This is a genomic window from Bradyrhizobium liaoningense, from assembly GCF_018130785.1.
In the GTDB taxonomy this organism is placed as follows: domain Bacteria; phylum Pseudomonadota; class Alphaproteobacteria; order Rhizobiales; family Xanthobacteraceae; genus Bradyrhizobium; species Bradyrhizobium liaoningense_A.
Map to the genome: position 1 here is coordinate 119,677 of NZ_JAFCJT010000005.1, position 12,386 is coordinate 132,062.

The 12,386-nt window shown below is 64.5% G+C and carries 15 protein-coding genes; 10 read left to right on the plus strand and 5 right to left on the minus strand.

What is annotated here, in order from left to right; translation table 11 throughout:
* Positions 1–141: 141 nt before the first annotated feature.
* The 3 genes from JQ627_RS14855 to JQ627_RS14865 are packed head-to-tail and all read left to right on the plus strand — an operon-like array spanning position 142 to position 2,979.
* The gene (locus JQ627_RS14855; RefSeq protein WP_212484919.1) at positions 142–849 is read left to right on the plus strand and encodes a Tim44/TimA family putative adaptor protein; all 708 of its coding nucleotides are present in this window, start codon (positions 142–144) and stop codon (positions 847–849) included.
* Positions 827–2,392, plus strand: a complete 1,566-nt coding sequence (locus tag JQ627_RS14860) for a murein transglycosylase A (RefSeq protein ID WP_212484920.1) — start codon at positions 827–829, stop codon at positions 2,390–2,392. Before JQ627_RS14855 ends, JQ627_RS14860 begins: the two co-directional genes overlap by 23 nt.
* Complete coding sequence (locus JQ627_RS14865) at positions 2,389–2,979, plus strand: Smr/MutS family protein (protein WP_212484921.1); 591 nt, start codon at positions 2,389–2,391, stop codon at positions 2,977–2,979. The genes JQ627_RS14860 and JQ627_RS14865 overlap by 4 nt, the downstream gene beginning before the upstream one ends.
* On the opposite strand, the gene JQ627_RS14870 is transcribed toward JQ627_RS14865, so the two are convergent.
* The 5 genes from JQ627_RS14870 to hslV all read right to left on the minus strand — a co-directional run bounded on the left by JQ627_RS14870 (position 2,976) and on the right by hslV (position 7,335).
* Positions 2,976–4,100 carry a hypothetical protein gene (locus JQ627_RS14870; protein ID WP_212484922.1) on the minus strand — a complete coding sequence of 375 codons (1,125 nt, stop codon included), beginning with the start codon at positions 4,098–4,100 and terminating at the stop codon, positions 2,976–2,978. The two genes, JQ627_RS14865 and JQ627_RS14870, sit on opposite strands and share 4 nt — an antisense overlap.
* 201 nt (positions 4,101–4,301) lie before the next feature.
* Positions 4,302–5,606, minus strand: a complete 1,305-nt coding sequence (gene hslU, locus JQ627_RS14875; RefSeq protein WP_212484923.1) for an ATP-dependent protease ATPase subunit HslU — start codon at positions 5,604–5,606, stop codon at positions 4,302–4,304.
* A gap of 51 nt (positions 5,607–5,657) precedes the next feature.
* Entirely contained in the window at positions 5,658–6,275 is a 618-nt protein-coding gene (locus JQ627_RS14880; protein ID WP_212484924.1) for a DUF2585 domain-containing protein, read from the minus strand.
* The gene (locus JQ627_RS14885) at positions 6,272–6,757 is read right to left on the minus strand and encodes a GNAT family N-acetyltransferase (RefSeq protein WP_212484925.1); all 486 of its coding nucleotides are present in this window, start codon (positions 6,755–6,757) and stop codon (positions 6,272–6,274) included. The genes JQ627_RS14880 and JQ627_RS14885 overlap by 4 nt, the downstream gene beginning before the upstream one ends.
* A gap of 17 nt (positions 6,758–6,774) precedes the next feature.
* Entirely contained in the window at positions 6,775–7,335 is a 561-nt protein-coding gene (gene hslV / locus JQ627_RS14890) for an ATP-dependent protease subunit HslV (RefSeq protein ID WP_212484926.1), read from the minus strand.
* A gap of 242 nt (positions 7,336–7,577) precedes the next feature.
* On the opposite strand from hslV, the gene hisB reads away from it, so the two are divergent.
* The 7 genes from hisB (at position 7,578) to coaA (ending at position 12,312) form a co-directional block, all read left to right on the plus strand.
* Positions 7,578–8,171, plus strand: coding sequence for an imidazoleglycerol-phosphate dehydratase HisB (hisB, locus tag JQ627_RS14895; RefSeq protein ID WP_212484927.1), 594 nt, complete (start codon positions 7,578–7,580; stop codon positions 8,169–8,171).
* 63 nt (positions 8,172–8,234) lie between these two features.
* Positions 8,235–8,765 carry a DUF2628 domain-containing protein gene (locus JQ627_RS14900; protein ID WP_212484928.1) on the plus strand — a complete coding sequence of 177 codons (531 nt, stop codon included), beginning with the start codon at positions 8,235–8,237 and terminating at the stop codon, positions 8,763–8,765.
* Positions 8,762–9,412 (plus strand): imidazole glycerol phosphate synthase subunit HisH, encoded by a 651-nt coding sequence (hisH, locus tag JQ627_RS14905; protein WP_212484929.1) that lies wholly within the window; start codon positions 8,762–8,764, stop codon positions 9,410–9,412. The genes JQ627_RS14900 and hisH overlap by 4 nt, the downstream gene beginning before the upstream one ends.
* Complete coding sequence (hisA, locus tag JQ627_RS14910; protein ID WP_212484930.1) at positions 9,409–10,146, plus strand: 1-(5-phosphoribosyl)-5-[(5-phosphoribosylamino)methylideneamino]imidazole-4-carboxamide isomerase; 738 nt, start codon at positions 9,409–9,411, stop codon at positions 10,144–10,146. The genes hisH and hisA overlap by 4 nt, the downstream gene beginning before the upstream one ends.
* A 10-nt stretch (positions 10,147–10,156) precedes the next feature.
* The gene (gene hisF / locus JQ627_RS14915) at positions 10,157–10,930 is read left to right on the plus strand and encodes an imidazole glycerol phosphate synthase subunit HisF (protein WP_212484931.1); all 774 of its coding nucleotides are present in this window, start codon (positions 10,157–10,159) and stop codon (positions 10,928–10,930) included.
* Positions 10,931–11,009: 79 nt separating this feature from the next.
* Entirely contained in the window at positions 11,010–11,330 is a 321-nt protein-coding gene (locus JQ627_RS14920; RefSeq protein ID WP_212484932.1) for a phosphoribosyl-ATP diphosphatase, read from the plus strand.
* Between the two features lie 25 nt (positions 11,331–11,355).
* A complete protein-coding gene (gene coaA / locus JQ627_RS14925; protein ID WP_028150152.1) occupies positions 11,356–12,312 on the plus strand; it encodes a type I pantothenate kinase in 957 nt (318 codons plus the stop codon).
* Positions 12,313–12,386: the final 74 nt, after the last annotated feature.

The window sequence follows — 12,386 nt, forward strand, 5'->3', positions numbered from 1 at the left end:
TCCCACGGACCAGACGCGCGGACCTAAAATGGTGATGTAGACTTGCCGTTCCCGTATGGAACGGTCTACTGGCCGGATTGATTTTCCCGGCGACGACCCCGAGACGGCCCCTCTTAGCGAAGACCAGAAAGCGGATACCACGTGGACATCTACACCATCATCTTCCTGGCGCTGGCGGTCTTCATCTTCCTGAGGCTGCGCAGCGTGCTGGGGCAGCGGACAGGTAACGAGCGGCCGCCGTTCGACCGCACCGCCGCTCGCAATGCGCTGGGGGGTGCCCAGGACAAGAACGTCGTGACCATGCCGGGCAAGGTGATCGATCAGGCCCCGCTGGCGCCGACGGCCGAGCCGACCCCGCCCTCCGACCGCTGGAAGGGCCTGACCGAGCCGGGCACCGCGCTCGCCCAGGGTCTCGATGCCATCGTCGAAAAGGATTCCACCTTCGACCCGCGCCATTTCATCTCAGGTGCTCGCGGCGCTTATGAGATGATCGTGCTGGCCTTTGCCAATGGCGACCGCCGCGCGCTGCGCGACCTGCTGTCGTCGGAGGTCTATGACAGCTTCGACGCCGCCATCAAGGAGCGCGAGAAGAACGAGCAGAAGACCGAGACGCGCTTCGTCTCGATCGACAAGGCCGAACTCGTCGGTGCCGAGCTGCGCGACCGCACCGCCCAGCTCACCATACGATTCGTCTCGCAGATGATCTCGGCCACCCGCGACAAGACCGGCAACATCGTCGACGGTAGTGCGGACACGGTCGCCGACATCACCGACATCTGGACGTTCGCCCGCGACATCACCTCTCGCGATCCAAACTGGAAGCTGGTTGGCACCGGAAGCGCGAATTAAGAATTTCCTGAAGAACAGCGCGACGGCGCTTTGCGCAGGTGCCGTCGTGCTGTCGTCGTTTTCGCTCGGCGCCGAGGCGGCACGACGCCACTATCGCAACCATCACCATCATCTCCCGGCACTGCCCGCAGCCCCACCGCGAGCCTTGCCCTATCCGCAGCTCCCCCTGCCGTTCGAAATTCCCGGCGCGCAGTATCTGCCGCTGGCCTGGGCGGACGTGAAGGGCTGGAGCGATGACGACCATCTGGCCGCCTACAAGACGTTCCGCGCGAGCTGCCGGACGATCAACGCGCAGACCGGTGCGGCTGAGCCGAAGGCGCTTGGCGGCTCGCTGAGCGAGCCCTGCCGGGCCGCCAAGTCGCTCGATCTCGGCGACGACGCCAAGGCAAAGACTTTCTTCGAGGAGAATTTTTCGCCGCTGCGGATCTCGCGGCTTGGCGAGCCCGACGGCTTCGTCACCGGCTATTACGAGCCGGTGCTGGAGGGATCGCGCACGCAGACCGACGTCTACAACGTTCCGGTCTATCGCCGACCCTCGAACCTGTTCGTGCGCGGCTACAAGCAGGACTCGCTCAGCCTGCCCAACAAGGGGCCGGTCTATCGCAAGATCGGCCGCCGCAAGCTGGTGCCCTATTACGATCGCGGCGAGATCGAGGACGGCAAGATCTCCGGCCGCGGGCTGGAGATCGCCTGGCTGAAGGACCCGACCGATCTGCTGTTCGCCCAGATCCAGGGCTCGGCGCGGATCAAGTTCGACGACGGCGGCACGGTCCGGCTGAATTACGACGCCTATAACGGTTATCCCTACACCGCTGTCGGTCGCGTCCTGATCGAGCGCGGCATCATTCCGAAGGAAGAGATGTCGATGCAGAAGATCAGGGAGTGGATGGCGCAGAACCCCGATGGCGCCAAGGATCTGCGCCGCCAGAACCGGTCCTACATCTTCTTCCGCGAGGTCAATCTGTCCGACAAGGAAGAAGCGGTCGGTGCGCAGGGCATTCCGCTAACCGCCGGCCGCTCGATCGCGGTCGACAAGGCGCTGCATGTCTACGGTACGCCATTCTTCATCGAGGGCGAGCTGCCGATCGACTCCGAGCGCTCCAAGACCCCGTTCCACCGGCTGATGATCGCGCAGGACACCGGCTCTGCCATCATCGGCCCGGCGCGCGCCGATCTCTACTTTGGCGCCGGCCAGGAGGCCGGTCGCGTCTCCGGGCGGCTGCGCCATCCCATGCACTTTGTCATGTTGGTGCCGAAGGGCCTCGATCCCAGCGCCCGTGGCGCGAAGCTGCCGGTGCCGGACCCGCGGCCGTCGGAGAAGATCGCAAAACTGTTCCCGCAAATCGACCAGGCCAAGGATCCGTCCAAGGATCCGTCCAAGGATCAGGCCAAGCCGGCGGCTCCCGGCGCAGCCGTGGCGCAAGGTAAAGGTGAGACGGTCGCTGTCGCCAATCCGGTTCCGTTGCCAGTGCCGCGTCCCGTGATAGAGCCCGTTCAGGGACCGCGGCGGCCGGTGAAAAATCGTCCCCATCAACAGCAATGAAGCGATCGTCCCGTCCGCCCGTGCTGGAGCCTCGTCCCTCGCCGCGCCGCCGCGCGCTGAGCGAGGAGGAGCGCGAGCTGTGGGACCTCGTCGCGAAACAGGTCAAGCCGCTGCGGAAGCATCGCGCGGCGAAGGCGCAGGCCACGCCGCGCACCGAGCCCTCGCCCGCGCCGCCGGCCACGCGGCCAGCACCATCGCTACGGCCTATCGCTGCTGCGCCGGCGGTACGCGTAACAAAGCCGGCCATGCCGCCGCTGGCACCGCTGGGCAAGCGCGAGCGCACGAAATTGTCGCGCGGCCGCAGCGAGATCGAGGCGCGGCTCGATCTGCACGGCATGACCCAGATGCGCGCGCATCGCGCGTTGACCGGCTTCCTGCACCGCGCCCATCACGACGGCATGACGTTCGTGCTCGTCATCACAGGCAAGGGACGGAGCGGCGGCGAAAGCGGCGTGCTCCGCCGGCAGGTGCCGGAATGGCTGAGCCTGCCGGAATTCCGCGCCTTCGTCGTCGGGTTCGAGGAGGCGCATATCGGCCACGGCGGAGAGGGCGCGCTCTATGTGCGAATTCGCCGGGCGAGATTCTAAAACGGTCGCACGATGCCGACGCGCGGGATCAGCGTGAGGACCAAACCGAAGATGTTCGTGTTGCGGTCCTCGGCTGGAATCAGCGGAGTTTGCTGTTTGGCGGGCAGCATCGTCACGGCGTGCAGGATCAGGAACATGCAGACCGCCCAGTTCGAGATCCAGCGCGAATAGTCGAACACCATGGCGAACATCACGAGATAGGCGAGGCTGACGCTGATCAGCGCCGCGAGCACGAGGCGCCGGTGCATGCCGTTTGCGAGCGCGCCGATCAGGCTGGCAAAATAGCGCCAGAGTGGTGTGTGCAGCCAGATCAGCAGGGCAAACACGGGCACGCCGAGGATGTTGTGCGGCAGGCGGCCCCAGGTATCCGAGACCTCCTTCGCCAGCGGCTGGTACCAGATGTAGGCGAATTGCAGGAGGTCGGTCCGCGCCGGATCGGCCATCCGGGTCTTCAGGTAGGCAACGAAATCCGCTTCCGGGATCGGCATCGTTCCCAGGAACTGGGCCGCGAAGAACAGCGCGCTCACGCAGAGCAGCGCCACCAAACCGAACGCGACATTCGCTCTCGAGATGCCGTGTGCGAGATAGTGCCTGATCACGACGATGGTGATGATCGCCGGCACATACATCAGGAGATGGATGTGGTGGATCAGCACGAGGATGGCCGAGAACAATGCGGCCGTTGCGACGAACAGCAACGAGCCCGCCGGCATCAGCAGCAGGATCAGCGCGAGTGCGCAGCCATAGATGTCGAAATGGCCGAGCGTGTGCATGAAGTTCTTGAGGAAGAACGGCGACCCCGCGATGAAGACGAACAGCGGCAGCGTCCTTGCAGTGAAGCCGAACGTTTTCTGGAACAGCCTTGCGTACAGCCCGAGCGTCACCAGCCACGTCGCACCGCCGAGCGCGAACACCAGCCAAACCGGCACCTTGTCCGTGAACAGCGCGACGATCGCCCCGATCAGCGCGCGCTTGATGAAACCGAAATGATAGTCGACGAGGAGATGGATGTAGGGGACGTAGGGCGGCAGCTGGATCTTGTGGATGAACACGCCGACGATGACCGCCGCGTTGATCGCGAGCAGGAGTCGCCAGGGATTTTGCAGGATGCTAGCGGGCACGCCGCACTCGAACTGGTGCGAGCAACCCCCGCTGTCGTCCCGGACAAGCGAGCACGCGAGCGCAGATCCGGGACCCATAGCCACAGGAAGTCGTTCGAGCCGGGATCGTGGTCGCCATCTGTTTCAACAAGAGCCGCTGGTGGTTATGGGTCCCTGCTTTCGCAGGGACGACAGCGGCATCAATAGCGCGGCAGCGCCGAATTACAAAATGAACCGGCTCAGATCAGCGTTCTTGGCGAGGTCGCCGACGTGCTTCTGCACGTAGTCTGCATCGATCCGAACGGTCTCGCCGTTGCGATCGGGCGCGCTGAAGGAGATTTCGTCCAGCACCCGTTCCATCACGGTCTGGAGCCGCCGCGCGCCGATGTTCTCGACGGTGGAATTGACGGCGACCGCGACGTCGGCCAGCGCGTCGATCGCGCTGTCGGTGATGTCGAGCGCAACTCCTTCGGTCTGCAGCAGCGCGACATATTGCTTGATCAGGGAGGCCTCGGGCTCGGTCAGGATGCGGCGCATGTCGTCGCGGGTCAGTGCCTGCAACTCGACGCGGATCGGCAGGCGGCCCTGCAATTCGGGAAGCAGGTCGGATGGTTTCGCGACGTGGAAGGCGCCGGACGCAATGAACAGGATGTGGTCTGTCTTCACCGCGCCGTGCTTGGTCGAGACCGTGGTGCCCTCGATCAGCGGCAGCAGGTCACGCTGCACGCCCTCGCGCGAGACGTCGCCGCCGACCCGGCCTTCGCGCGCGCAGATCTTGTCGATCTCGTCCAGGAAAACGATGCCGTTGTTCTCGACCGCGCTGATCGCTTCCAGCGTGAGCTGGTCGGTATCCAGCAGCTTGTCGGATTCCTCGTTGACGAGGATCTCGTGCGAGTTCTCCACCGTCAGGCGCCGCGTCTTGCTGCGGCCGCCCAGCTTGCCGAAGATGTCGCCGAGCGAGACTGCGCCCATCTGCGCGCCAGGCATGCCCGGGATCTCGAACATCGGCATGCCGCCGCCCGAGGACTGCGTCTCGATCTCGATTTCCTTGTCGTTGAGCTCGCCGGCGCGCAGCTTCTTGCGGAACGATTCGCGGGTCGCCTGGCTGGAATTGGCGCCGACCAGCGCGTCGAGCACCCGCTCCTCGGCGGCGAGCTGCGCGCGTGCCTGGACGTCCTTGCGCTTGCGCTCACGCACCTGGGCGATCGCGACCTCGACGAGATCGCGCACGATCTGCTCGACGTCGCGGCCGACATAGCCGACCTCGGTGAATTTCGTCGCCTCCACCTTCAGGAACGGCGCATTTGCGAGCCTGGCGAGCCGCCGCGCGATCTCCGTCTTGCCGACGCCGGTGGGGCCGATCATCAAGATGTTCTTCGGCAGCACTTCCTCGCGCAACGAGCCGGAGAGCTGCTGCCGGCGCCAGCGGTTGCGCAGCGCGATCGAGACGGCGCGCTTGGCATCGGCCTGGCCGACGATGAATCGGTCGAGTTCGGAGACGATTTCGCGGGGGGAGAAGTCTGTCATGGGACCTTAGCTAGGATCAGATGCGGGTCGGGACAAGCCGGTTTTTTGCCGTCAGATGATCGGCGGCCCCGATTGCCATTGTTTCACGGTGTCGATCGGATGGATCAGCATCAGGATATTGAGCGTCAGATTGTCGCGAATGTGGAGCGCCAGCATGATTTCGAAGGCGAGCCCGAGCAGGACGGTCACTGCAACGGGCAACACGCGCGCGGCGAGGAACCCCAGCATCATGAACAGCGTGTCCGAGACCGAATTGACGATGCTGTCGCCGTAATAGTCCAGCGAAATCGTGCCGGCGCGGTAGCGCTCGATGATGAAGGGCGAGTTCTCGACGATCTCCCAGGCGCCTTCGATCAGCATCGCGATGATCAGCCGTGCCGGCCAGGACAGCCATAGGAAGGGCAGGCGCGCGAACAGCAGCCAGGTCAATCCGTAGAACAGGAAGCCGTGCAGGACGTGCGAGAAGGTGTACCAGTCGGCGATGTGCTGCGAATTCTCCGAGCTGTTCACCACGCCGTGCCACAGCTTGATGGTGCCGCAGGTGCAGATCGGCACTCGCCCCATCGCGAACAGGATCGAGGCCTGCAGCGCCAGCAGCAGCAGTGCGATGCCGATCCAGGCGAATGGCGGTACGGCGACCTTGCTCTCGTGCGTGCTCGTCAGCGTCACGGCTCGCGCACCATCAGCAGCGCCGTGCCATCCGGCGTCTCGACCATGCGGTCGCGGACGAAGCCGGCCTTCTCATAGGCGCGCACGGCACGCGCGTTGAGCGGATCGGGATCGGTGACGATGCGGGGCAGGCCCTGCCGCAACTGCCCGTCGACGAACTGGCGGATGAACGCGGAGCCGTGGCCGCGCGCGATCATGTCGCTGTCGCCGATGAACTGGTCGATCCCACGGGTGCCCTCCGGTTGCGGCCCAAAGCCGGTATTCCAGGCTGTCAGGCGATAACACTGAAGATAGCCGAACGGGTGGGTGCCAGCCAACACGATGAACTGATCCATCGCGGGCTCATCGAGATCGCCGCTCACCAGCAAGAACTGCTCGTCCGGATCGCCCCACCATTCCCGCACCTGCGCTTCGCCCAACCACCGCCGGATCAGCGGCAAATCGGCCGTGCTCATCGGGCGGAAGGTGTAGGCGGGCACCATATCCTGTTCGGTCTGGCCTAGCCGCTCGTCAGGCTCTCAATCGTCAGATTACGATTGGTGTAGACGCAGATGTCGGCGGCGATGTCGAGGGAGCGGCGGACGATGGTCTCGGCGTCCTTGTCGGTGTCGAGCAGGGCCCGCGCGGCCGCCAGCGCGTAATTGCCGCCGGAGCCGATCGCCATGACCCCGGCCTCGGGCTCCAGCACGTCGCCGGTGCCGGTCAGCACCAGGGAGACGTCCTTGTCGGCCACGATCATCATGGCCTCCAGCCGCCGCAGATAACGGTCGGTCCGCCAGTCCTTGGCGAGCTCCACCGCGGCCCGGGTCAGCTGCCCCGGATATTGCTCGAGTTTGGATTCCAACCGCTCAAAGAGGGTGAAAGCGTCGGCCGTGGCGCCGGCAAAGCCGCCGATGACGTCGCCCTTGCCGAGTTTCCGGACCTTCTTGGCGTTGGACTTGATCACGGTCTGGCCGATCGAGACCTGGCCGTCGCCGCCGACCACCACCTTGCCGGCCTTGCGGACCGTCAAAATCGTGGTGCCGTGCCAGCCCGGCGCGCTGTTCTGGGAATCCTGCATCAAATACCTCGTTGTCTGGCCTGATTTAGGCGGTCGGAGCCGACCGTACAACGGGTCGCTCCGGGCCCATTTCGCTCACCATAGGCAGAAGTAGAGGCCCAGCCAGCCGTTCCCGCAGTAGCGAAGGCGTCATTTGGCTGTTAAAAGACCGCCGTTTTCGGCTCCAAGAGCATGATCCGGGAAAGTGGGTACCGGTTTTCCGACAAGATCATGCTCAAAACCAAAGTGGAAACCGCTTTTCAATGCGCACCGCGACGATCAAGCGCAAGACCAAGGAAACCGACATCGAGGTCACCGTGAACCTCGATGGCTCCGGCGTGTCCAATATCGCGACCGGTATCGGCTTTTTCGACCATATGCTCGATCTCCTCGCCCGCCATTCCCGCATCGACCTCACGGTCAAGGCGGTTGGCGACCTGCACATTGATCATCACCATACCACCGAAGACACCGGCATCGCGCTTGGCCAGGCGGTCAAGCAGGCGCTCGGCAACATGGCGGGCATCACCCGCTATGCCGGCGTGCACATGCCCATGGACGAGACGCTGTCGCGCGTGGTCATCGACATCTCGGGCCGTCCGTTCCTGGTGTTCAAGGCCGAATTCCCCCGCGACAAGATCGGTGAGTTCGACACCGAACTGGTGCGCGAGTGGTTCCAGGCCTTCGCCATGAACGCCGGCGTGACTCTCCACGTCGAGACCCTATATGGCGATAACAGCCACCATATTGCCGAATCCTGCTTCAAGGGTCTGGCGCGGGCGCTGCGTACCGCCGTTGCGATCGATCCGAAGGCCGCGGGAGAAATCCCCTCCACCAAGGGCTCGCTTGGCGGCTGACGTCTCGGGCCTGCGGCACGCGCCGCTTGCGGTATCACTGAATTCAGAGAACGGGGCATCACCATGCCTGTCTACACAGTTCATGCTCCCTCCCCTGCCGGAGCCGACCTGCGCGCGACCGACAAATTCGTCTTCGTGCGCGATGGCTTCCATTTCTGGGCGATGATCTTCGGCCCGATCTGGCTGCTGTGGAACAGGCTCTGGCTGGCGCTGATCGGCTGGGTGATCTTCGTCGCGGCGTTCAACGCGGGGCTGTCCAGCCTCGGGATCGGACGCAGCTCGATCTTCTTCGCCGACCTCATCGTCGCGCTGCTGATGGGTTTCGAGGCCTCGAGCCTGCGCCGCTGGACTCTGTCGCGCGGCAGCTGGCGTCAGCTCGATGTCGTCGTTGCGGACGACGAGGATACCGCCGAGCGCCGCTTCTTCGAGCGCTGGAGCCAGAAGCAGCGCGGCATCGTCAACGATCAATGGGCCGTCGATCGCGGCGGCCCGCCGCCAACCCGCAACGTGCCGGGTCAGCAATTCTCAAATCCGCCACCGCTGCCGTCGGGCGGCATCATTGGATTGTTTCCAGAACCGGGAGGGTCAAGATGAGCGTCGCCATCATCGATTACGGTTCAGGCAATCTGCATTCCGCCGCCAAGGCGTTCGAGCGCGCCGCGCGCAGCCTGGAGATCCCGCAAAAGGTCTTCGTCACCAGCGATCCGGATCAGGCCTACGGCGCCGACCGCCTGGTGCTGCCGGGCGTCGGCGCCTTTGCCGATTGCCGGCGCGGGCTCGATGCCGTCAACGGCATGGTCGAGGCGATCACCGAAGCGGTGCGCGTCAAGGCGCGGCCTTTCTTTGGTATTTGCGTCGGCATGCAGCTGATGGCGAGCCGCGGCAAGGAACACGTCACGACGGACGGCTTGAACTGGATCGGCGGCGACGTCGAGAAGATCACGCCGCGCGACGAGAGCCTCAAGATCCCGCACATGGGCTGGAATACGCTCGACGTGCTGCGCGAGCATCCGGTGCTGAACAAGCTGCCGCTCGGCCCCAAGGGGCAGCACGCCTATTTCGTGCACTCCTACCACCTCAACGCTGCCGACGAGGCGGACGTGCTCGCGCGCGCCGACTACGGCGGGCCCGTCACCGCGATCGTCGCGAAGGACACCGCCATCGGCACCCAATTCCACCCCGAGAAGAGCCAGCGTTTCGGCTTGGCCCTGATCTCGAACTTTTTGCGATGGAAGCCGTGATTCTCTTTCCTGCGATCGATCTCAAGAACGGCCAGTGCGTGCGCCTCGAGCAAGGCGACATGGCGCGCGCGACCGTGTTCAACCTCAATCCGGCCGCCCAGGCGCAGAGCTTTGTCGAGCAGGGCTTTGAGTATCTCCACGTCGTCGATCTCGACGGCGCCTTCGCCGGCAAGCCGGTGAATGCGCAGGCCGTCGAGGCGATGCTCAAGACGATCAAGATCCCGGTGCAGCTCGGCGGCGGCATTCGCGATCTCGCAACCGTCGAAGCCTGGCTCGACAAGGGCATCACCCGCGTCATCATCGGCACCGCCGCGGTGCGCGACCCTGAATTGGTGAAGGCGGCTGCAAGGAAATTCCCCGGCCGCGTCGCGGTCGGGCTCGATGCGCGCGACGGCAAGGTCGCCGTCGAAGGCTGGGCCGAGACTTCGCAGGTGACGGTGCTCGAGATCGCACGGCGTTTCGAGGATGCCGGCGTTGCCGCCATCATCTTCACCGACATCGCGCGCGATGGCCTGCTGAAGGGCCTGAATCTCGATGCGACCATTGCGCTGGCCGACAGCATCTCCATCCCCGTGATCGCCTCCGGCGGCCTCGCCTCGATCGAGGACGTCAAGGCGATGTTGACGCCGCGGGCGAAAAAGCTTGCCGGTGCCATCGCAGGCCGCGCGCTCTACGACGGCAGGCTCGATCCCGCGGATGCCCTCACCCTGATCCGCAACGCGCGCGCCGCCTAGGAGACGTCAGATGTTCAAGGTGCGCGTTATCCCATGCCTCGACGTCAAGGATGGCCGGGTCGTCAAGGGCGTCAACTTCGTCGACCTGCGCGATGCCGGCGACCCCGTCGAAGCCGCGATCGCCTATGACGCCGCGGGTGCCGACGAACTCACCTTCCTCGACATCACCGCGACCCATGAGAACCGCGGCATCATGCTGGACGTGGTCCGGCGCACGGCGGAGGCCTGCTTCATGCCTGTGACCGTCGGTGGCGGCGTGCGCAAGGTTGACGACATCAAGACGCTCCTGCGCGCCGGCGCGGACAAGGTCTCAATCAACAGCGCCGCGGTGTCGCGGCGCGAGTTCGTCAAGGAAGCTGCCGAAAAATTCGGCGGACAGTGCGTGGTGGTCGCGATCGACGCAAAGCGGGTCAAGCGTCCGGGCGGTGACCGCTGGGAGATCTTCACCCATGGCGGCCGCAACTCGACCGGCATCGACGCGATCGAATATGCCCAGGAAGTAGTCTCGCTCGGCGCCGGCGAAATCCTGCTCACCTCCATGGACCGCGACGGCACAAGGCAGGGCTTTGACATCCCGCTGACCCGGGCGATCGCCGACAGCGTTCCCGTTCCCGTGATCGCCTCGGGCGGCGTCGGCAATCTCGACCATCTCGTCGACGGTATCCGCGACGGGCGCGCCACCGCCGTGCTGGCTGCCTCGATCTTCCACTTCGGGGAATTCACCATCCGAGAAGCCAAGGAGCACATGGCCCGGCGCGGACTACCCATGCGCCTGGATGCCTGACGACTCCCGTTCATAGAAATGCTACATAGGCCTGCGGGAAATGGCCTCCGTGGCCTTGTGTGTTGTTCGAGTAATTCCGATGTCGCGTTTCACGATCCACGATCTGGCCGACACCATCGACGCCCGCGCGGCGGCCGGCGGCGAGGCGTCCTATACCCGCAAGCTCCTGGACAAGGGCGCCGAGCATTGCGCCAAGAAGTTCGGCGAGGAGGCAGTCGAAACCGTAATCGCAGCAATCGAAAACGATCGCGCGCATCTGATCGCTGAAAGTGCCGACCTGCTCTATCACTTCCTTGTGCTGCTCAAGGCCCGCGGCGTAAAGCTGGAGGAGGTCGAGGCCGCGCTGGACAAGCGGACGAATATGTCCGGATTGGAAGAAAAGGCGTCCCGCAAGGGTTAGTAGATCCCAACGGAAAGGTCGCGTCATGGATATCCGCGCACCCGAGCAGCAGTATAATCCGTACCGCGTCTATACGCGCGAGCAGTGGTCGCGACTGCGCGACGACACGCCGATGACGCTGGAGCCCGGCGAGTTCGACCGGCTGCGCTCACTGCATGATCGCCTGGACTTGCAGGAGGTCGAGGACATCTACCTGCCGCTGTCGCGCCTCCTGTCGATCTATGTCGATGCGATGCAGCGCCTGTATTACGCGGAGCGCCAGTTTCTCAACATCCGCGACCGCAAGATGCCCTACATCATCGGCGTCGCCGGTTCGGTCGCGGTCGGAAAGTCCACTACGGCCCGCGTGCTTCAGGCACTGCTGGCGCGCTGGTCGCCGCGTCCGAAGGTCGAACTGATCACCACCGACGGATTTCTGTATCCCAACGCCGTGCTCGAGCGGCAGGGCATCATGCAGAAGAAGGGCTTTCCGGAGAGCTACGACCTGCCGCTGCTGCTCAGCTTCCTCTCCGACATCAAGGCCGGCCGCCGCCACGTGCGTGCGCCGGTCTATTCGCATCTGACCTACGACATCGTGCCGAACCAGTGGGCCGAGATCGACCAGCCCGACATCCTGATCGTCGAGGGCGTCAACGTGCTGCAGACCGGCAAGCTGCCGCGCGACGGCAAGGCGGTGCCCGTGGTCTCCGACTTCTTCGACTTCTCGGTCTATATCGACGCCGACGAGGCGGCGCTGCGGCAATGGTACATCAAGCGCTTCCTGGCGCTGCGTGACACCGCGTTCACCAATCCAAAATCCTACTTCAACCGCTACGCGCTGTTGTCGGACGAGGAAGCCACCGCCACCGCGATCGCGATCTGGGAACGCACCAACCTCGCCAATCTCGAGGACAACATCCTGCCGACCCGCCCCCGCGCGACGTTGATCCTGAAGAAGGGCGCCGACCACACCGTGGCAAGCGTGGCGCTGCGACGGCTATAAGCCGCGGTGCCGTAGGGTGGGCAAAGGCGCAAAGCGCCGTGCCCACCATCTATCTGCATTGTCGGACGTGAATG

What these genes read in the sequence shown, in the direction of transcription:
- JQ627_RS14865 (WP_212484921.1), top strand. Translation starts at nt 2,389, where the DNA reads ATGAAGCGATCGTCCCGTCCGCCCGTGCTGGAGCCTCGTCCCTCGCCG.
- hslU (WP_212484923.1), bottom strand. Translation starts at nt 5,606, where the DNA reads ATGACAGACTTCTCCCCCCGCGAAATCGTCTCCGAACTCGACCGATTC.
- JQ627_RS14885 (WP_212484925.1), bottom strand. Translation starts at nt 6,757, where the DNA reads ATGGTGCCCGCCTACACCTTCCGCCCGATGAGCACGGCCGATTTGCCG.
- hslV (WP_212484926.1), bottom strand. Translation starts at nt 7,335, where the DNA reads ATGCAGGATTCCCAGAACAGCGCGCCGGGCTGGCACGGCACCACGATT.
- hisB (WP_212484927.1), top strand. Translation starts at nt 7,578, where the DNA reads ATGCGCACCGCGACGATCAAGCGCAAGACCAAGGAAACCGACATCGAG.
- JQ627_RS14900 (WP_212484928.1), top strand. Translation starts at nt 8,235, where the DNA reads ATGCCTGTCTACACAGTTCATGCTCCCTCCCCTGCCGGAGCCGACCTG.
- hisH (WP_212484929.1), top strand. Translation starts at nt 8,762, where the DNA reads ATGAGCGTCGCCATCATCGATTACGGTTCAGGCAATCTGCATTCCGCC.
- hisF (WP_212484931.1), top strand. Translation starts at nt 10,157, where the DNA reads ATGTTCAAGGTGCGCGTTATCCCATGCCTCGACGTCAAGGATGGCCGG.
- JQ627_RS14920 (WP_212484932.1), top strand. Translation starts at nt 11,010, where the DNA reads ATGTCGCGTTTCACGATCCACGATCTGGCCGACACCATCGACGCCCGC.
- coaA (WP_028150152.1), top strand. Translation starts at nt 11,356, where the DNA reads ATGGATATCCGCGCACCCGAGCAGCAGTATAATCCGTACCGCGTCTAT.